Genomic DNA, 17929 nt, shown 5'->3' on the forward strand with positions numbered 1-17929 from the left:
ACACCAGCAAACTTCTGCATGTAAGTGATTTACTTAATGAAATAGGTGAAATACATAAATATTATAATCCCAAAATCACTCTCATATTTCAATGATCGGATAAGGAGTTTTGTTGTGAACGAATCATCATTTAACACAATGAAAAGAAAAGGAGCATTTCCGAAAAAAGTGATTGTTTTAATTGGATCACTTTTAGCAGCAGGTATTGTTTTAGCACAAGACATTAAGGCCACTGCGTATGTGGAATCAACGCATGTTAACACAAAAGTCGGAACGATTCTCAGCTTTGAAAATCATTCTGGCTGGGAGTACGGCGGTTTCTTTCATAAGACATCCAATGCAATCTTTCCTGAAGAGATAAAGGAAGATGAACTGAAAGAAAGCAATTTCACAGGGTTTTTTGTGGCCATGCCGTTGATTCGTGAAGAGGGTGCTTCAATGAAAATTAACCTAAGAACAGGACTGGCCAATGGAGAGCACTTGAAGGTGATACCATCTCTGACATGTGAAGCACCTTTGACAAAAAACTTGCTTCTAATGGCAGGAATTAGCTCCAGAAAGTGGAATCCTACTTTTATCTATGGTATTTCATTTAAAATATAGGTGATCTTCTGACCGTAATGGATCATCGATATAGTATCGCTTTAATCTCCTTTCCGGCAGGATGACTCTCCTTATATCGGATACGTTTTTACAAATTTCTGATTGGTTTTCAATGATGAGAATTGTGCTGATTGTTGCTTAAACTGATAGATAACTACTATTTAATCTAAACAGTTAGTAAAATCAATATTTGATTAAAATGGGTTTATCCTCATTTGTTGATTTCAATCATCTTCTTAATTGTCAGAAGTCATTTCACTCCTCAATCATTCTGGCAAAATTTGATATACATTTTTTACAATAAAATTCTTAAGGCTATGAGTTTGATCATAACTGGAAACGGTTCTTGAAGTCTGAAAATATTAAACATCCTAGTTATGAAAGGGGCACTGTTTTTGGGGAAATATGCGGACATAAAAGTTTTTCTTCACTGGACCTTCTTTGTACTTCCAGTATGGATCGGGATATCAGCCTTTAGACAAGGATATTCTTGGGAAGCCATTTCATGGAATATCCTTCTGGTTTTAGCGATTTTCGTATGCATCACCCTCCACGAATTTGGCCATGCTCTGATTGCCAGAAAGTATAACTGCAAGACCAGAAGTATCACATTATTGCCGATTGGTGGAGTCGCGAGTATGGAGGCAATCCCTGAAAACCCTAAAGAAGAGCTCAATGTAGCTCTGGCCGGACCATTGGTAAACATAGTAATTGCTACATCCCTGTACCTAGCCTTGTCAGTTTCCGGGAGCCCTATGCCTTCCTTTGATAAAGATTTTGTCATTGGAAGTGATAATTTTCTATATGTATTGATGTATGCCAATTTCTTTATTGCGCTATTCAATATGATCCCTGCTTTTCCTATGGATGGAGGGCGGGTATTTAGAGCCTTATTAGCTATAAAAATATCCCGAACCAAAGCAACGCGGATCACTGCTGCATTTGCACAGGTGATTGCAGTACTTTTTATTCTTATTGGTTTCTTCTACAACTTCTTTCTAATCATCATAGGAGTATTTGTATTACTTGGGGCACGCTCTGAGTGGTTTGTAGAGTATTCGCGGTTCATGTTGCGTGAGCATACCGTCAAGGATATTCTAATTCACCGTTATGAATCCATGGAAGCCGGATCATCCATTGAAGACGCGGTTAAGCATCTGCTTGATAGTACAGAAGATCACTTTCTGGTGATGGAGGAAGGAAAAGTAGTGGGTACTGTCAATAAAGAGATTTTGCTGAAAGGACTGGATGATCATGACTCACATGTTCCTGTGAGAGAAATCATGGATCGATCTTTTAGAACATTACATCCTGATGATGAACTGTCCGAAGTGTATAATCCTCAAAAAGGACTACTCAAATCTGGCCACTTAATGCCTGTCATTGAAAATGGGAAGCTATTGGGTGTGCTTGACTTTGAAAATATAGCGGAGTTTATCCAGGTAAGGACTTCTCTGCTTCGAAGAAAGAAAGCGAGCATGGGAGCAGAGAACATCAATTCATGAAGCTATGAAGACGAAAGCATATACCATCCCCTTTAACCAGATCCGACTGGATGACATAGCTCTGGTGGGAGGTAAAAACGCCTCTCTTGGAGAAATGATCCAACAGCTGGGGGAAAAGGGAATCCGTGTTCCTGAAGGTTTTGCAATCACCTCTCAGGCTTACTGGAATCTGCTTGATGAAAATGCGATCAGAGTAGAACTGACGAAAATATTGGAGAAGCTCGATACTGAGAAGTTTACCAATCTCACAGTAGTAAGTAGAAATGCCCGTCAGCTTATTCTAAGTGCAAATATGCCAACTGCAATTGCTGAGGATATAAAAAAAGCCTACAATGAGCTGAGCCCGGATGAACCAATTGAAGTAGCCGTAAGAAGTAGTGCAACGGCTGAAGACTTGCCTTCCGCGAGCTTTGCCGGTCAGCAGGAAACCTACCTGAATATTTCAGGTGAGAAAGCCCTGTTAGAAGCATGTCATAAATGTTTTGCTTCCCTATTTACAGACCGAGCCATCAAGTACAGGATCGATCATGGATTTGATCACATGAAAGTTGCTTTGTCTGTGGGAGTGCAACTGATGGTACGGTCTGACAAAGGATGCTCTGGTGTGGCTTTTACCCTTGAACCAGAAACCGGTTTTAAAGACGTAATAGTAATAAACGGAATCTGGGGACTGGGAGAAAATATTGTACAGGGAGTGGTAGATCCGGATGAGTTCGTTGTTTTCAAACCGTCACTCCAAAAGCAGAAAAAAAGTATTCTTTCAAAGAAGAAAGGCAAAAAACACCTAACCATGGTGTACGCCACCGAAAAGAATGGCTCGCCTACAATTAATCTCGATACTTCAGTAGAAAAGCAAAACCAGTTTGTGCTTAGCGATGAAGAAGTGACTGAGCTTGCAAAATGGTGCCAACTGATTGAAGATCACTATAGGAGTCCTATGGACATTGAATGGGCCAAGGATGGATTGACGAATGAATTGTACATTGTTCAGGCACGTCCGGAAACCGTTCACACCATTAGAGATCCCTATATTCTCTACTCTTATCATCTGAAAGAAAAGGGAAAGGTTCTCACCAAAGGAGTTGGCCTTGGGAGCAAAATAGCTTTCGGAAAAGCCAGGCTTCTGAATGATCCGAGAGAGGCTGATAAACTTCAGTTCGATGATGTACTGGTCACTGACATTACCAATCCCGATTGGGATCCGATCATGAAAAAAGTGGCAGCTATTGTGACCAATAAAGGAGGTCGCACCAGCCATGCTGCAATAGTAGCCAGGGAGTTGGGAGTGGTGGCTGTGGTAGGTACAGGCAATGCTACAGAAGCTATTAGGGACGGAGATATTATTACTGTTTCCTGTGCGGAAGGGAGGGAAGGGGTCATCTATGAAGGCAGATTAAACTGGGAAGAAGAGATCATTGATACCCAAAAAATACCACTGCCGGACACTGAAGTTATGTTCATTCTGGCTGATCCGGACAGAGCTTTTCAATATTCCTTTTTACCTAACAATGGGATTGGTCTGATGCGAATGGAATTTGTGATTAACAATCATATTCGGGTGCATCCAATGGCTCTGGTTCATTTTGACCAAGTGGAAGACGAAGAAGCAAAGAATAAGATAAAGGAGCTGACAGAAGGGTACGAAAGTAAAGAACAATATTTCATCGATCAGCTTTCCCAGGCGGTGGCCACTACTGCAGCAGCCTTTTATCCGAAGGATGTGATCGTGAGAATGAGTGATTTTAAATCCAATGAATATGCAAACCTCATAGGAGGAAGACAATTTGAGCCGGAGGAAGAAAACCCAATGCTGGGATTGAGGGGAGCGTCCCGTTATTACAGTCCGTTGTATCAGGAAGGGTTTCGGCTGGAATGTGAGGCGATGAGGATCGTCCGTGATGAGATGGGCTTGACCAACGTGAAGCTGATGATCCCATTTTGCCGCACGGTAGAAGAAGGAAAAAAGGTCGTTGACCTGATGGCTCAGTATGGATTGGTGAGAGGTGAAAATGGCCTGCAGATCTACACGATGATCGAGATACCGAGTAATGTGTTGTTGGCTGAAAAATTTGCAGAAGTCTTCGATGGGTTCTCCATCGGATCGAATGACCTGACCCAACTGACCTTGGGTCTAGATAGGGATTCAGATTTAGTCAGTGAGCTCTTTGATGAAAATAATGAAGCAGTAAAACAGCTGATTTCAAATGTCATACATTCTGCAAAAAAGAGCGGTGTAAAAATAGGCCTATGTGGACAGGCTCCCAGTGACTCCCTCGAGTTTGCGAAATTTCTGGTATATGAAGGAATTGACAGTATTTCCTTCAATCCGGATGCAATGATTAAAGGGATTGAAAATATTCTGGCTGCTGAGGCCAGGCATTTCTTTGACCAGAAGCTACAACAGCTAAAAGGTGTGGTAAAAGATATTTTTTAAGATTAAAATTTTGAAACGATGGAACCAGTATTTAAAGACAAAGTAGCCCTAGTTACCGGAGGTAGTTTTGGTATCGGGAGTGCAACATCCATTGCTTTTGCAAAGCGCGGAGCAAAGGTGGTGATCGTAGACTGGGTGAAAGATGATGAAACACTCAATGCCATAAAAAAAGAAGGAGGGGAGGCCATCTTCATCAAATGTGATGTTTCGAAAGAAGCGGATGTGAAGAAGATGATAGAGAAGGCTGTCAGTACTTACGGAAAGATTGATTTTGCATTTAACAATGCCGGCATTGAAGGAGAGCAGGGAATCACTGCTGATTGTACCAGAGAAAACTGGGATAAGGTTATTGGTGTGAACCTAACAGGTGTCTGGCTGTGCATGAAATATGAAATACCACAGATGCTGAAACAAGGGAAAGGGGCAATTGTAAACACTGCCTCGGTAGCCGGATTGGTAGGATTCCAGGGAATTCCTCCATATGTGGCTTCAAAACATGGGATTGTGGGTTTAACCAAAGCGGCGGCATTAGAATATGCCAAAGAAGGCATCCGGGTAAATGCGGTTTGTCCGGGTGTAATCAAAACCCCGATGATCGACCGCTTCACAGGTAAGGATAAAGTGGTGGAACAGCAGTTTGTGGATCAGGAACCAATTGGAAGACTGGGCGAACCCAAAGAAGTAGCTAAATCGGTCCTTTGGTTATGCTCAGATGCGGCATCATTTGTAACCGGAACAGCCATGCCAGTAGATGGTGGCTGGACAGCTCAGTAATTAAATTTTGAAGGTATGAAAGTGTTAAAAACAATAGGAATTGGAGCAGGGGTTATTTTTCTGACATTTCTCCTGTTCTCCGTCTGGTATATCTGGTGGTATGCCATGGAGCCAGTCACGACTTATGAAGTGAATGACCCATCTCTTGAAAACAACGTGTTGATAGCGACACAGGGAAGCGAATACAAAAATGCTGTAGAGGAGGGTGTGGTAGCATACCTCGAACCTATGGAGGTTTATGTCAGAGTCATAGATGTTTTTCAACTACCAGAACAGGAGACAGAAAAATGGGATGCTATTGTGATTATTCACACATGGGAATACTCCAAGCCTCCGGAAGTGGTTAACGAATTTCTGAAAATGAATTACGATCCAACGAAGGTATTCGTAATCACAACATCCGGGTCTGGAGAAGAAGAGATGGAAGGCGTGGATGCAATTACAGGTGCCTCAAAAATGGACAATGTTAAAAGGGATATAGATAGTGTGATCCTATGGTTAAATGAGGTTTTTGGATTTGAGTAATTCTCACTTGTTCATAGCATTGCGTATGGGCTGTTGATCTAGTTTTTTCTTTTATTCAAAACCCAAATAAGCCCCTTCACATCAGATTTCCATTTTGGGAAAAGAATGATCAGGATAATTTCTTCGATCGTTTCCAACACACTGAATGCCAGAACCAGATAGAACAGCCACAATTCAACTCCAAAGTAGAACACCCAAATCATGAATACACCCTGAATTAAGGCTGATAATTTTGCCAGATAGGTATGGAAACTACTTGGCATCCCATAACGGATGTATGCTGCCAGCAATTGAACAATATAAAAGCTAAAAGCAGCGACAATCAATTCAATTTGGTCAATAAAGAAGGTTCTTTCAAAATGAAAAATTCCAACCAGACCCACTGTGAATGCAATCGCATCCCCGACACTATCCAGCTGAGCACCACGTTGTGATACAATATTCCATCTCCTGGCTAAAAATCCGTCCAGCGAATCAGTAATAAAACTGATAAGAAGAAAGGTCCCGAAAAGTAGTCGCTCATCTAAAAGTATGAATGTGAGGAGTACCGGAACAGATAGAATGCGATATAACGACAACCAGTCAGGTATACTCAGCTTCTTTTTTGGCGTTTTGAACCACAGCATAATCATTCTGATTTTTAAGGCAAATCTATGGGGGAGGTAAAAAAATGACACTGACAAAAGCAATCAAGTGTAATGATCTAAATCAATCCTGTACTTCTCCATCAGATCCAGGTAGCTGGTCACTTCCATTGAATAATCCTTCGAATCCTTTTCTGAAGCCTGCATAGCTCGAAGTGCATTGACCTTTGCGCGTACACTGGCTCTGTAAAATTTGTAATAAAGAAACAACTGTTCATCCTCCTGTCCATTCATGCATGGAAATGAAGAGACATACTTTTCCATAAAAATCTCACTTAAATCCCAGCGTCCGAAGGCCTCCAGGTCCATGCAGAAAAAGGCAACTTCATTAAGCACATCAATCTGTCGGTAATCGTCATTGAATTCGATGCAATCAAAGATGATTGGGTCTTCGTACAGAAATATATTTTTAGCGTGAAGGTCTCCATGACAATCCCGTTTAAATCCATGTTGAATCCGATGCTCAATGTGGTTGCTAAACTTCTCAAGGAACGAATCACTGAACGCAACTGCCTCCTGGATAAGTGTCGAGTAATGGCTATCCAAATGCTCTTTTGCCCAGTCTGACACGTCGAGGATGTCATTGAAAATTTGTTTGGATTGATCAAGGTCAAAAGAGGTAGTAATCACCTCAGTTTCCCGGTGGAATTGAGATGTTTTTTGTGCAAGCCTTTCGATATGACGAGCATTGATTCGGCTAGCTCGAATCATCTCATCCATCTTTTTTGGAGCTTGTAGCCTCGTCATCCGGACGGCATAATCCACAATCTCACCCTTGCCTTCTCCCAGCAAAAAACCATCCTTATATTTGATTGGGATTACATCCAGGTAAATATTTGTCAGCCTTCGGTTTAAGGACAATTCCCTTTCACAATAGAACTTGCGCTTTGCCAAAGTAGAAAAGTCAAGGAACGGGTATCTGATTGGCTTCTTGATCTTGAATGCCCACTTTTTGGTCAGGATTACCCAGGATATATGCGTCTCGATGAGCTTACCTTTTATAGGCAATCCATCATATTCTCCGGATCTCATTAGCTCATTTACCTGTTCAGTTTCCATTGCTTTCCTGAATATGATTCAAAGCTTTTTCCAACATCTCTTCTATGTTTTCCTGAGTGGATTGTAGGGTTAAGTGATCCTGCTCCAACGGCTCAAATGAAGCTTTTACTTTTTGATAAATCGAAAAGTCAGCTTCACTGTACTCCCTCTTCTTTCCCAATCTTTCTTTGATGATACCTTCCTCAGCGTGTACTTCTATAAATCTGATGGTTTGTCGATGACCTTTAGCCTTCTCAATGAATTTATTTCGAATGTCTTCCCTATAAAATGTGGCATCCAGTACGAGACTTTCACCTTTCCTGATTGCTATTTCCATCTCCCTGATCATCGATTCGTACACCTGATTCTTTTCCTCTTCCGAATAGCTCCGCACTGGAAACAGGTTAAGTCGAAGCTTATCACTGTTTACATACTTTGCCTCTAGCTTTTCTGCCAGCCTGGAGGCAAAAAAGCTTTTGCCCGATCCTGGTAATCCAAAGACAATGATGATCATGTTGTACTCCTTCCTTTTTATAAACTTATAAAACTCTACTACCCATAACGAAGATCATTGATCAATCAGAAATATGATTGAAATCATGCATCTTAACTAAGATGGCTTGTTTGATGATAGTCATTGGATACCCTGACTTCTGTCAAGAAACAGGAAAGCCTCATCTTTTAATTTCACAATGTGGAATCTCGAAGTATGTCCAAGATTTATAAGTTTCTAGCAGAGACGACAGATGTTAGTCGGTTTGCTATACGCTTTTTTAAAGATGGACTAAAGCCACCGTTTGAGACGGAGGAAATCATTAAGCAATCATTTGTTATTGGCTATAAATCCTTGCCTTTGGTAGGGATTACCTCCTTTATTATGGGATTGGTTTTGACTATTCAGTCTCGTCCAACGCTGGTTGAATTCGGTGCTCAATCCTGGCTGCCAAGTATGGTGGCTATTTCTATTATCCGGGAAATAGGGCCGGTGATAACCGCCCTGATTTGCGCGGGAAAAATTGGTTCGAGTATCGGGGCAGAATTAGGCTCCATGAAGGTAACAGAACAAATAGATGCCATGGAGGTCTCCGGCACCAATCCATTCAAATTCCTGGTCGCGACAAGGATTATAGCTACCACATTGATGCTGCCGCTATTGGTCATCCTATCAGATGCTATAGGGATATTCGGATCATACTTGGCTGTTAATATCAAGGACACAGTGAGCTTTACTTTGTTCTTCAATCAGGTCTTCGATTCGCTTTCATTTAGTGACGTTATACCTGCTATCATTAAAACCTTCTTTTTTGGTTTTGCAATAGGGCTCATTGGTTGTTATAAAGGGTACCACTCTGATAAAGGAACCCAAGGTGTAGGTCGATCGGCAAACTCAGCTGTGGTGGTTGCCTCATTGCTCGTATTTGTTCTTGATTTGATTGCTGTCCAAATCGCAGATTTATTTTATGAATTATAAAGAAGCCGATATTGAAACCCTTGCGCCAAGCAACACAAGAGAAGATTCGGTTCCAGCCGTTGAGATCATTGACCTTAAAAAGTCATTTGGGAATAATCACGTGCTGAAAGGATTTAACCTATCCATTAAACAAGGTGAAAATGTAGCGGTCCTCGGCAAATCCGGAAGTGGTAAATCCGTACTTATCAAATGCATTGTCGGTTTGATTAAACCTGATTCGGGTCAAATCAAAGTGTTTGGCAGAGATGTGGTCAACCTTGACCGGCAGGAACTGGACGAGGTGAGAAGCAAGATTGGATTTCTTTTCCAAAGCAACGCACTATATGATTCGTTGACTGTAAGAGAAAATCTTGAGTTTCCGATGAGACGATTGAGAATCAAAAAAACCAAAGCAGAAGTAGATCAGATGGTACATGAAGCTTTAACTAGTGTTGGTTTACCCGATGTGCAGGAACTCATGCCGGCATCACTATCGGGAGGCATGAAGAAGCGAGTAGGAGTTGCGCGTACACTAATTCTGCAGCCTGATATCATATTATATGATGAACCGACATCCGGCTTAGACCCCATAACAAGCAGGGAAATAGCAAATTTGATGAACGACGTGCATCGGAAGTACAAGACGTCATCCATTATCATTTCGCACGACATGAGCTGCATTAAGCGTACTGCTCATCGAATTGTTGTGTTAAATGATGGAATTGATTATCAGCAAGGAAGTTATGAGGAATTGAAAAATTCAACAGATGAAATAGTAAATTCATTCTTTTTATAGACATGGAACAAAACTTTAAAAATATTCGACTTGGTTTATTTGTTATTATCGGGACCTTGTTTCTTGTAATGGCTTTGTATTTCATTGGAAATAATCAGAATCTATTTGGTTCCAGGTTTACCGTCCATGCAGTTTTCAAAAATGTCAGCGGACTTCAGAAGGGAAACAATGTGCGCTTTTCAGGGATCAATGTCGGTACGGTTCGGGATATAGAAATGATCAATGACACCTCCGTATTGGTGAGTTTTATTTTAAAAGAAGAAATGAACCAATTTATACGGCGAGATGCCATTGCATCACTAGGGACGGATGGGCTTCTGGGCAACCGGATAATAAATGTTATTCCCGGTGATGGCAGTGATCGGCTTATAAATGACGGTGACACTTTGAAGGTGTATCATGGAATTGATGAGGATGAAATGTTCAGCCTGCTGGAGCGTACGAACTATAACGTAGCAGTAATTACCAATAGTTTAGTTGATATCTTGAAAGACGTTAAGGATGGGAAAGGGACAGTGGGTCGTCTGATTTCTGATTCCACCCTGGCCAACGATATCAATGAGACAGTCAGTAACCTCAATGCATCAAGCAAGAGAGCCGTTGAAATACTGGAGGAGCTGGATAGAAATATTGCCAATGTGAGCGAAGGCAAGGGTACGGTAGGCATGCTCCTGAATGACACAACACTTGCCAACAACATCGATCAGATTTTTGAAGAAATACATGCAAGTACAAGCAATGTTGAGGAAATATCCCGGGATATCAGGGAGTTAGTCACTCAAATTCAAAGTGGCTCAGGCCTGACCGGAAGTGTTATCAATGATTCTACCATGGTAAATAGCCTGGAGGAAAGCCTTGAAAACATAAGGCAGGGCACAGAATCATTCAACGAAAACATGGAAGCCATGAAGCATCACTTCCTGTTTAGAGGGTATTTCAAAAAACTGGAGAAGGAGGAGAAAAAGAATAACTAACCAGATAGAGTAACACGCCAGAGCACCAGAACCAATCCGATCAAAAAGATGGAAGTGAAAATGAGTTTATTGTGACGGGCCAGCCATAATGGCAAATAGATATCAAAGTTTTCCTTTTCCGAATTCGAATATTTTCTGGCTAAAACAGTAAGCGGACAAAACATTTTGAAAAGCAAGAGAACCAGCCCTTCTCCCAGAATTGCAGCAATGCATATCCAGGTTATCAGATCAACTTCATCCATCAGTCCACTGTAAACCACATAGGAAATCACTGTCACAAAGAAGAACCATATGATGGTATGAACAACTTTGATAATTTGTAATTTCCTGTTCTTTAGGGTTTTAATATGACTCATTTCAATTCTGAATAGCTAAGTCTTCAACTAATTCTCCTTCCATTATTTTAAAATGCTTTAAAACACGCAAGGCACGAAGCGTATTCCATCTACTGGGTTTACCGGATTCTTCCATATCGAAGTGAACCTGCCCCGGGTGTTTGGCTTGTGTATTCCAGGTCATGTTTTTATTCCGCTTCTTCCACAGGACCTCTACAGCCGGTCCCATGCGTTCATCCCACAAAACATCTGCATGTCTGAAATAATCAAGTGCCCTGAGTATATCATATCTCCACCTGCACGGGTAGGTTAGTTTAATAAAATCAGGGTTGATGATCTTGCCTGTTTGGTCGGAGAGATAAAGTCTGTGTAAGAGTAAAAACTCAATGGCGGCTCTTCTCACTTCATCAATTTCATGCATTCGATAATAATACCCGTTCAACTCGTATTCAGTAAGACCTTCCAACACAGACAAGGTGGAATGCATGGAGCTGTGAATAGCACCTGAGCGATTGGACATACAGTTAAATCCTCCGTCATCCATTTGTTCAGCAAGGAGGAAATCTATAATCGATTTAAGTTGCTCCTGATCAGCTCGGAAATATGAGGCGTAGTTGAGAAACATTCCATTCACACATACATCACTTTTATTTTCCATACTGATTGGATGAATGCCACCATCCGGACTTTTCTCTTCTTTGAGGATCCGGTCTATCGTTTCCCTGATGAGCGGATGGTCGGGTGAGATTTCAAGATTTCTTAGGTCTAGCAAGGTATAGTGAGTAGACGTCCACTTGGGTTCATAAAATCGCTTGCCCCAATGGCCGTTTGTATTCCTTTTAGATAGAAATCTGGCTCCCCAGCCCTCCGTCGCAATCCTCATTCTCAGATCCGGACGCTCTGCATCTAACAGATCACGATATACCTGGTACTGGATGGAAACATCTCCACGGAGCAGCCATTCGATTAATTCCTGGTTATTCATGACTTGTAGTTATATAAGCAGATTGCTGTTCCTTCAGATAGCTTTCAAGTTCAGGCCATACAAGTTGCTCAATGTCTCTTATGGAATGACGATCGAAGTTTCCATGGAGTTTGGCAATTATTTGATCGGTGTATTGACTAACTGATTTGAAGTCACTCAGATTTTCTTTTACCCCAAGCAAGATTAACGGTTCGGACTTCAAATATTTACCAAGCTGTTCTTCAACCTTCCTAAAGTAGCTCTTCATTCTAGCTTGATCTACTTTTGATTCTTCATCATTGTAGAAGGAGTGAGGAGCTTTTCTACTCACCTGAAATTCATCTTCCATCCTCAATGGAAAATTGTGATCGTTTATCTCCAGCACTGAATTACCCGCACCTCTGAATAACCTCGTTTCATTTTTGCTCAATGCCAGTACATAATACCGGATCATTTTTTCATAGCTATCCAGTATTTCCGAAACCCCAAACGAGTTTGAAACATGAATGCTTTCACTGACCGGGAAAGGGAAGGAAACAAGTTCTTGAAAACTTTCTGTAACGTATAATCCCACTCCTGTATATGAGCGATTCAGATCAATTTTTTGGGCAAGTGTCTTTACTTTATTGATCAGTTTTTTGCTCTTGGTTTCATCGTAGTTTTCCCGAAGCTCTTCAGAGATTTCTTTGATGGCATTTTTGATCTTAAGCTCAATTTGTTCTTTGTCTGCGAAGGATTTCACATCAGTCCCGATGACAATGGTAATGCAGGGATCTCCGGTTTGAGCATCAAGTTTTTGAAGAGTGGATTTATCAAGCTTTTTCATAATTGACAGGTATTGGAATATGTCGAAAGTAGGAGATGTTCTGCCCAATTGGAAGGTGAATTATCAGCTTTTTCTGTGATAGAAGTCATTTGATTCAGCCGTGCTAGCAAGTAGGTTTAATAATCAAATAAAGTGAAGAAAAATGGCCAGAATAGTTGTTTTAGGTGCTGGTATTGCCGGCCACACGGCCGCCTCGCACCTTCGTCGCAAACTCCAAAGAAAGCACGAGGTTGTAGTTATTTCCCCCAACTGGAATTACCAGTGGATTCCTTCCAATATATGGGTGGGGATCGGTCGTATGACTCATGCAGACACGACCTTTCCACTGGAGCCGCTCTATAAGCGAAAAGGAATTCAATTTAAGCAGGCTCGTGTATTATCTTTTTATCCGGAGGGTAGTTCGGATGAACCAATCCCATATGTGCTTGTGGAATATGTATATGGGGATAAGGAGGGTGAGAAAGAAAAGGTTACCTACGATTACCTCATCAATGCCACCGGGCCAAAGCTAGCCTTCGAAATGACACCTGGCCTGAATCCGGGGACCAACAAAGTTTACTCGGTGTGTACCTATCATCATGCAGAACAGGCATGGGGTTCACTGGACGAGCTGATCAAAAAGTGTAAAGCATCTGATGAAAAGGTCAGCATTCTAATCGGAACAGGTCACCCTAAAGCCACCTGTCAGGGTGCGGCGTTTGAGTATATCCTGAATGTGGAAAGTGAGTTGAGAAAACATGGTGTTAGGGACAAGGTGGATCTGACCTGGATATCCAACGAGTACACACTTGGTGATTTTGGTATGGATGGCATGCTACTTTCCTATGGTGGTTCTGTTTTGGGTTCTCAAGAGCTTGTGGAGATGGTATTTCGTGACCGCAACATCCATTGGATTCTTCAGGCAGGTGTAAGCAAAGTGGAAGATGGCAAAGTATCTTATGAGACCCTCGCTGGAGAATTTAAAACTGAAACCTTTGATTTTGCCATGCTGATCCCAGCGTTTTCAGGACATGGTTTTACAGCCTTTGATAAGGAAGGAAATGACATCACTGATCGGCTTTTTAAAGGGTTTATGATTGTAGATGCCGACTACAAGCCCAGACCTTACGAGGAATGGAGTGTGCAGGATTGGCCAGAGACCTATCAAAACCCCAGTTATCCAAACATCTTTGCACCGGGAATTGCCTTTGCACCTCCACATAGCATTTCAAGACCAAGGAAAAGTACAAACGGAACCGATATTTTCCCTTCCCCACCACGCACAGGTATGCCATCAGGCATCATGGGAAAACTTGTAGCAGATAATATTATTCACATGATTAAGACAGGGGACAAGACCATGAAGCATCGTGGGTCAATGGGAAATATGGGTGCGGCTTGTATTGCTTCAGCAGGTTATGGTATGACCAAAGGAAATGCCATTAGCATGACCACCTTTCCAATTGTACCAGATTATAATAAATACGAAAATTCTGGTGGTCGAAGTTTGAAAAAGACCTTCGGTGAAATGGGTTTGGCCGGACACTGGGTAAAGCTCTTGCTGCATTATGCCTTTTTATATAAAGCCAAAATGAGGCCGCTATGGTGGATTATTCCTGAATAAAAAATTGAAAGAGATGAAAACTAAAATCACAAAAGCGCAACGATTTAGGATGCAAAATCCAATCATTCAATTCTTCAGATTCATCTATTTAAACCTTAAGATTATGAAGATAGTGGCTGGAGGGCATGGAGGGACACGTACTAAAGATATCCGGGCTTAGTTGGATCCCCATTAGCCAATTAAAATCATGATTACGGTTGACAGAAGTCCTAAATAATGTGGCGCATCATTTCAATCTTTATATCTGAAATCAGAAGGGAGTGAGGAGAGAAGTAAATCCTCATTGTGTTCTCAATATTGGATTATTCCACTTTTAAAAATGGCAATCATGAAAGATGAACTCACACTAAAGGAAAAAGGGGCAAAAAAGCTTTTCGAATGGAAGCAGTTTGTCCACGAGTTAAACGAGCAATTGCATCATGAAGTATCGGATGCAAAAGAAGAGTTTGAACGGCAGAAGAAGAAACTTCGTACATGGCTTGACTCGCTTGAGAATGATCTGGATCACGCCATTGACGTCAGCAAAGAGAAGGCAGAAGGCATCAAAGCTTCCATTGAAGAATTGCGTGTGCAGGCTGCACTCGGACGTGCAGAAGCAGAAGATCTCATGCATGACCAGCAGAAGAAACTTGTAAAAGGGCTGCACGATCTGAAACATAAAATCCATACGCTCTACGATTCTTCAAAAGAAGATGCTCAATCCTTTAAAGAAAAGGTGGAGGACAAAGTAGATGATTTTCATACCCGCTTTGACCTGTTTCGTTTGCAATGGCATCTGGGCATGACAGAGGCAAGACAAGAATGGAAGGAGAAGAAGAAAGAACTGTCACATCGCTTGCATGAAGTAAATACCAAACTGGATCACCTGGAAGAAGAAGCATCTGATAAGTGGACCGGTTTTTCATCTGAAATGTCTGAAGCATGGGATCATTTCAAGAAAGCATTTAAAAGCTAAACGGGATGACTATCATGGAATACTATTTCAATAAAACCGTCTCTGGAACTTTTGAGGATGTAATACAAACAGTCAAAGAGCTTCTGATGGATGAAGGTTTCGGTGTACTGACCGAAATAGATGTAGATCAGGTTTTTAAGAAAAAGCTGGATGTAGATTTTCCAAGGTATAAGATTCTGGGAGCATGCAATCCTCAATTTGCCTATAAAGCATTGCAGAATGAGAACAAGATAGGGACCATGCTGCCCTGCAATGTAATCGTGCGCGAAACAGAAGATCGGAAAGTGGAAGTAGCGGCCGTTGATCCGGTCGCCTCTATGATGGCAGTAGACAATCCAGCTCTGGCTGATATAGCAGAGGAAATAAGAAACAGGCTCTCATGGGTGGTACAAAACGTTAATTAATGAACAAACGCTAAAACTCAGGAAAATGAAAAAGATTGCAAGTTTGAAAGACCTAATGATGGAACAGCTTCGAGACCTCTATCATAGCGAAAATGAGCTCGATGATTTACTTAAAAAAATGATAGAAAGTGCTTCCGAACCTCGATTACGAAAAATATTCGAAGATTATCTATTTGAAAATAAGGAACAGGTGATGAGACTTAGACAGGCATTTGAGCCGTTGTTTGAGCAGAAGAGAGGAGAAATGTGTGACGCGATGTTAGCCATGACCAAAGAAGCAAGGGACCTTATAAATCGAAGTGCGGATGAATATGTAAGAGACGCGGGTCTGATCACTGCACTTCAGCACATCATACACTACCAGATTGCAGGGTATGGGGCTGTTTGCACGTATGCGCAGATGTTGAATTTTGATAATGTAGCCTCTATTATTCACAAAAACTTGGAAGTGGAAAAGCATACCGACCGAGAGTTGGCCATGTTGGCAGAAGACGTGATTAATGAACGTGCGATCAAAATGGTGTAATAGTTTGTTAACTAAGTAAGTTCATCGTTTTAAATAAAAAGAATATGTATCAGTCATTATCAGAAGCCATTGATGAATTAGGGCAAAAGGGTTATTGTAGAGTTGAGGTTGCCAAAAACGGAACACTAAAGATCGGAGAAAAAAAATATACATCCTGTCAGGATTTGGATATCCTGGAAAATATCAATTTTGATCTCGGAACGGATCCATCAGAAGAGGTGGACCTTTATTTACTTGCCGCAGCAAATGGAGATAAAGGGTATCTCGTACATGGACTAAGCGAGCATCTACAACCAGGGCGAGCAGAAATTATTAACCAGCTACTCCGGAAGCATTCGATTTAAACGTGATTACTCAGTTTTAGCGATATCGGTTAGGTAACCTTGCCAGTCAGTATGACTATTTTCTGATATTAATCATATATCTATTTGATGGGCTTAAGTTTTCTTTCATCGACAATAAGTGATCTTAGCCATATGTTTGAGATGATAAAGCAAAAGGCCGCCATTCTAATCACAATCCTTTTTTTTATACTAGGATGTAACCAATCACCCAACACGGTGACGCCCGGTGTGCATGATATTACTGAGTCTGTTTATGCTTCGGTAACGATCGTGCCGGATAGCCTGTATAAAGTTTACTCAGTCGTAAGTGGGATACTAACTGAACTACATGTACGTGAAGGTGATGAGGTGAGCAAAGGACAAATTCTTTTGCAAATACGCAATGAAAGTCCGGAGCTGAATGCAGAAAATGCCCGATTGATGCTTGAGTTAGCGCAGAAAAATCTCACCGGGTCGGGATCTATTCTAAAAACACTCCAAAATAAAATAGCCACTGCCAATCTGACCTACCAGCAAGATTCTGTGGACTACCTGCGGCAAAGCAGGTTGTGGGAGCAAAATATCGGTACTCAGCGCGAATATGAGCTCCGGAAGATGGCCTTTGAAAGGTCTGCAGAAAATCTGCAGTCGCTGCGCAAAGAATTTAGCAGAACCAAAGCTGAGCTGACCACTGCACTCAACACTGCCAGAAATAATTATCAAAGTGCCAAACTTGGGAATGAGGACTATTCGGTTAAAAGCAGCATGAATGGGAAAGTGTACGACTTATTCAAAGAAGCGGGCGAATTGATAAGTCCGCAAGAGCCTATTGCCACCATCGGAAGGAGTGGCTCCTTCACTGTAAACCTGCTGGTAGATGAGGTGGATATCATCAAGATTCGTATCAATCAACGGGTCATTGTGAACCTCGATGCATTTGAAGGTGAAGTGTTTGAGGCGAGAGTCACGCGCATCTTGCCACAGAAGGACAGCCGAACACAAACATTTACGATAGAAGCCGAATTCATACATCCTCCGGACCCTTTGTATTCAGGATTATCGGGTGAAGGGAATATCATCATCAATCAAAAAAAGGATGTACTGGTGATTCCAAGGAGTTACCTGATGGAAAACGATCGGGTGAATACCAGTGATGGCGTGGTGCAGGTGGAAGTTGGATTAATGAACATGGAGTATGTAGAAATTATCTCAGGGCTGGATTCCACTACTCACCTTTTAATGCCTTAACC

The 17929-nt window shown here is 41.6% G+C and carries 20 protein-coding genes; 14 read left to right on the forward strand and 6 right to left on the reverse strand.

Annotated elements, in window-relative coordinates; translation table 11 throughout:
- Window positions 1-138 precede the first annotated feature (138 nt).
- The 5 genes from ACOQON_RS04390 to ACOQON_RS04410 all read left to right on the forward strand — a co-directional run bounded on the left by ACOQON_RS04390 (window position 139) and on the right by ACOQON_RS04410 (window position 5841).
- Window positions 139-603, forward strand: coding sequence for a hypothetical protein (locus ACOQON_RS04390; protein WP_420577712.1), 465 nt, complete (start codon window positions 139-141; stop codon window positions 601-603).
- 377 nt (window positions 604-980) lie between these two features.
- Window positions 981-2108 (forward strand): site-2 protease family protein, encoded by a 1128-nt coding sequence (locus ACOQON_RS04395; RefSeq protein WP_420577713.1) that lies wholly within the window; start codon window positions 981-983, stop codon window positions 2106-2108.
- A 4-nt stretch (window positions 2109-2112) separates the two neighbouring features.
- Window positions 2113-4542 carry a phosphoenolpyruvate synthase gene (ppsA, locus tag ACOQON_RS04400; protein WP_420577714.1) on the forward strand — a complete coding sequence of 810 codons (2430 nt, stop codon included), beginning with the start codon at window positions 2113-2115 and terminating at the stop codon, window positions 4540-4542.
- Between the two features lie 18 nt (window positions 4543-4560).
- The gene (locus ACOQON_RS04405) at window positions 4561-5316 is read left to right on the forward strand and encodes an SDR family oxidoreductase (protein ID WP_420577715.1); all 756 of its coding nucleotides are present in this window, start codon (window positions 4561-4563) and stop codon (window positions 5314-5316) included.
- Between the two features lie 15 nt (window positions 5317-5331).
- Complete coding sequence (locus ACOQON_RS04410; RefSeq protein WP_420577716.1) at window positions 5332-5841, forward strand: hypothetical protein; 510 nt, start codon at window positions 5332-5334, stop codon at window positions 5839-5841.
- Window positions 5842-5879: 38 nt separating this feature from the next.
- Here the strand turns inward: ACOQON_RS04410 and ACOQON_RS04415 are convergent, their stop codons facing one another.
- From ACOQON_RS04415 to ACOQON_RS04425, 3 genes are all read right to left on the reverse strand, one after another.
- Window positions 5880-6467 carry a CDP-alcohol phosphatidyltransferase family protein gene (locus ACOQON_RS04415; RefSeq protein WP_420577717.1) on the reverse strand — a complete coding sequence of 196 codons (588 nt, stop codon included), beginning with the start codon at window positions 6465-6467 and terminating at the stop codon, window positions 5880-5882.
- Window positions 6468-6530: 63 nt separating this feature from the next.
- Complete coding sequence (locus tag ACOQON_RS04420) at window positions 6531-7544, reverse strand: hypothetical protein (protein ID WP_420577718.1); 1014 nt, start codon at window positions 7542-7544, stop codon at window positions 6531-6533.
- Window positions 7534-8037, reverse strand: a complete 504-nt coding sequence (locus tag ACOQON_RS04425; RefSeq protein WP_420577719.1) for an AAA family ATPase — start codon at window positions 8035-8037, stop codon at window positions 7534-7536. Before ACOQON_RS04425 ends, ACOQON_RS04420 begins: the two co-directional genes overlap by 11 nt.
- Window positions 8038-8232: 195 nt before the next feature.
- Here ACOQON_RS04425 and ACOQON_RS04430 point away from each other — a divergent pair, with 195 nt between their 5' ends.
- The 3 genes from ACOQON_RS04430 to ACOQON_RS04440 are packed head-to-tail and all read left to right on the forward strand — an operon-like array spanning window position 8233 to window position 10743.
- Window positions 8233-8994 carry an MlaE family ABC transporter permease gene (locus ACOQON_RS04430; protein ID WP_420577720.1) on the forward strand — a complete coding sequence of 254 codons (762 nt, stop codon included), beginning with the start codon at window positions 8233-8235 and terminating at the stop codon, window positions 8992-8994.
- Window positions 8984-9769: an ABC transporter ATP-binding protein gene (locus tag ACOQON_RS04435; RefSeq protein ID WP_420577721.1), complete on the forward strand. Its 786-nt coding sequence runs from the start codon at window positions 8984-8986 to the stop codon at window positions 9767-9769. Before ACOQON_RS04430 ends, ACOQON_RS04435 begins: the two co-directional genes overlap by 11 nt.
- Window positions 9770-9771: 2 nt before the next feature.
- Window positions 9772-10743, forward strand: a complete 972-nt coding sequence (locus tag ACOQON_RS04440) for an MlaD family protein (protein ID WP_420577722.1) — start codon at window positions 9772-9774, stop codon at window positions 10741-10743.
- Here ACOQON_RS04440 and ACOQON_RS04445 read toward each other — a convergent pair.
- The 3 genes from ACOQON_RS04445 to ACOQON_RS04455 are packed head-to-tail and all read right to left on the reverse strand — an operon-like array spanning window position 10740 to window position 12868.
- The gene (locus ACOQON_RS04445) at window positions 10740-11099 is read right to left on the reverse strand and encodes a hypothetical protein (RefSeq protein ID WP_420577723.1); all 360 of its coding nucleotides are present in this window, start codon (window positions 11097-11099) and stop codon (window positions 10740-10742) included. The two genes, ACOQON_RS04440 and ACOQON_RS04445, sit on opposite strands and share 4 nt — an antisense overlap.
- Window position 11100: 1 nt before the next feature.
- Complete coding sequence (locus tag ACOQON_RS04450) at window positions 11101-12063, reverse strand: hypothetical protein (protein WP_420577724.1); 963 nt, start codon at window positions 12061-12063, stop codon at window positions 11101-11103.
- Window positions 12056-12868 carry a hypothetical protein gene (locus tag ACOQON_RS04455; protein WP_420577725.1) on the reverse strand — a complete coding sequence of 271 codons (813 nt, stop codon included), beginning with the start codon at window positions 12866-12868 and terminating at the stop codon, window positions 12056-12058. Before ACOQON_RS04455 ends, ACOQON_RS04450 begins: the two co-directional genes overlap by 8 nt.
- 142 nt (window positions 12869-13010) lie before the next feature.
- On the opposite strand from ACOQON_RS04455, the gene ACOQON_RS04460 reads away from it, so the two are divergent.
- The 6 genes from ACOQON_RS04460 (at window position 13011) to ACOQON_RS04485 (ending at window position 17927) form a co-directional block, all read left to right on the forward strand.
- Window positions 13011-14471 (forward strand): NAD(P)/FAD-dependent oxidoreductase, encoded by a 1461-nt coding sequence (locus tag ACOQON_RS04460; protein ID WP_420577726.1) that lies wholly within the window; start codon window positions 13011-13013, stop codon window positions 14469-14471.
- Window positions 14472-14799: 328 nt separating this feature from the next.
- The gene (locus ACOQON_RS04465; RefSeq protein ID WP_420577727.1) at window positions 14800-15426 is read left to right on the forward strand and encodes a hypothetical protein; all 627 of its coding nucleotides are present in this window, start codon (window positions 14800-14802) and stop codon (window positions 15424-15426) included.
- Between the two features lie 14 nt (window positions 15427-15440).
- Entirely contained in the window at window positions 15441-15830 is a 390-nt protein-coding gene (locus tag ACOQON_RS04470) for a DUF302 domain-containing protein (protein ID WP_420577728.1), read from the forward strand.
- A gap of 25 nt (window positions 15831-15855) precedes the next feature.
- Window positions 15856-16356 carry a ferritin-like domain-containing protein gene (locus tag ACOQON_RS04475; RefSeq protein WP_420577729.1) on the forward strand — a complete coding sequence of 167 codons (501 nt, stop codon included), beginning with the start codon at window positions 15856-15858 and terminating at the stop codon, window positions 16354-16356.
- Window positions 16357-16400: 44 nt separating this feature from the next.
- Window positions 16401-16700 carry a hypothetical protein gene (locus ACOQON_RS04480; RefSeq protein ID WP_420577730.1) on the forward strand — a complete coding sequence of 100 codons (300 nt, stop codon included), beginning with the start codon at window positions 16401-16403 and terminating at the stop codon, window positions 16698-16700.
- Between the two features lie 141 nt (window positions 16701-16841).
- Window positions 16842-17927 (forward strand): efflux RND transporter periplasmic adaptor subunit, encoded by a 1086-nt coding sequence (locus ACOQON_RS04485; protein ID WP_420577731.1) that lies wholly within the window; start codon window positions 16842-16844, stop codon window positions 17925-17927.
- Window positions 17928-17929: the final 2 nt, after the last annotated feature.

The organism is Ekhidna sp., assembly GCF_965221965.1.
In the GTDB taxonomy this organism is placed as follows: domain Bacteria; phylum Bacteroidota; class Bacteroidia; order Cytophagales; family Cyclobacteriaceae; genus Ekhidna.

Coding starts and splice junctions, on each gene's coding strand:
- ACOQON_RS04390 (WP_420577712.1), top strand. CDS start 139: ATGAAAAGAAAAGGAGCATTTCCGAAAAAAGTGATTGTTTTAATTGGA.
- ACOQON_RS04395 (WP_420577713.1), top strand. CDS start 981: ATGAAAGGGGCACTGTTTTTGGGGAAATATGCGGACATAAAAGTTTTT.
- ppsA (WP_420577714.1), top strand. CDS start 2,113: ATGAAGACGAAAGCATATACCATCCCCTTTAACCAGATCCGACTGGAT.
- ACOQON_RS04405 (WP_420577715.1), top strand. CDS start 4,561: ATGGAACCAGTATTTAAAGACAAAGTAGCCCTAGTTACCGGAGGTAGT.
- ACOQON_RS04410 (WP_420577716.1), top strand. CDS start 5,332: ATGAAAGTGTTAAAAACAATAGGAATTGGAGCAGGGGTTATTTTTCTG.
- ACOQON_RS04415 (WP_420577717.1), bottom strand. CDS start 6,467: ATGCTGTGGTTCAAAACGCCAAAAAAGAAGCTGAGTATACCTGACTGG.
- ACOQON_RS04420 (WP_420577718.1), bottom strand. CDS start 7,544: ATGGAAACTGAACAGGTAAATGAGCTAATGAGATCCGGAGAATATGAT.
- ACOQON_RS04425 (WP_420577719.1), bottom strand. CDS start 8,037: ATGATCATCATTGTCTTTGGATTACCAGGATCGGGCAAAAGCTTTTTT.
- ACOQON_RS04430 (WP_420577720.1), top strand. CDS start 8,233: ATGTCCAAGATTTATAAGTTTCTAGCAGAGACGACAGATGTTAGTCGG.
- ACOQON_RS04435 (WP_420577721.1), top strand. CDS start 8,984: ATGAATTATAAAGAAGCCGATATTGAAACCCTTGCGCCAAGCAACACA.
- ACOQON_RS04440 (WP_420577722.1), top strand. CDS start 9,772: ATGGAACAAAACTTTAAAAATATTCGACTTGGTTTATTTGTTATTATC.
- ACOQON_RS04445 (WP_420577723.1), bottom strand. CDS start 11,099: ATGAGTCATATTAAAACCCTAAAGAACAGGAAATTACAAATTATCAAA.
- ACOQON_RS04450 (WP_420577724.1), bottom strand. CDS start 12,063: ATGAATAACCAGGAATTAATCGAATGGCTGCTCCGTGGAGATGTTTCC.
- ACOQON_RS04455 (WP_420577725.1), bottom strand. CDS start 12,868: ATGAAAAAGCTTGATAAATCCACTCTTCAAAAACTTGATGCTCAAACC.
- ACOQON_RS04460 (WP_420577726.1), top strand. CDS start 13,011: ATGGCCAGAATAGTTGTTTTAGGTGCTGGTATTGCCGGCCACACGGCC.
- ACOQON_RS04465 (WP_420577727.1), top strand. CDS start 14,800: ATGAAAGATGAACTCACACTAAAGGAAAAAGGGGCAAAAAAGCTTTTC.
- ACOQON_RS04470 (WP_420577728.1), top strand. CDS start 15,441: ATGGAATACTATTTCAATAAAACCGTCTCTGGAACTTTTGAGGATGTA.
- ACOQON_RS04475 (WP_420577729.1), top strand. CDS start 15,856: ATGAAAAAGATTGCAAGTTTGAAAGACCTAATGATGGAACAGCTTCGA.
- ACOQON_RS04480 (WP_420577730.1), top strand. CDS start 16,401: ATGTATCAGTCATTATCAGAAGCCATTGATGAATTAGGGCAAAAGGGT.
- ACOQON_RS04485 (WP_420577731.1), top strand. CDS start 16,842: ATGATAAAGCAAAAGGCCGCCATTCTAATCACAATCCTTTTTTTTATA.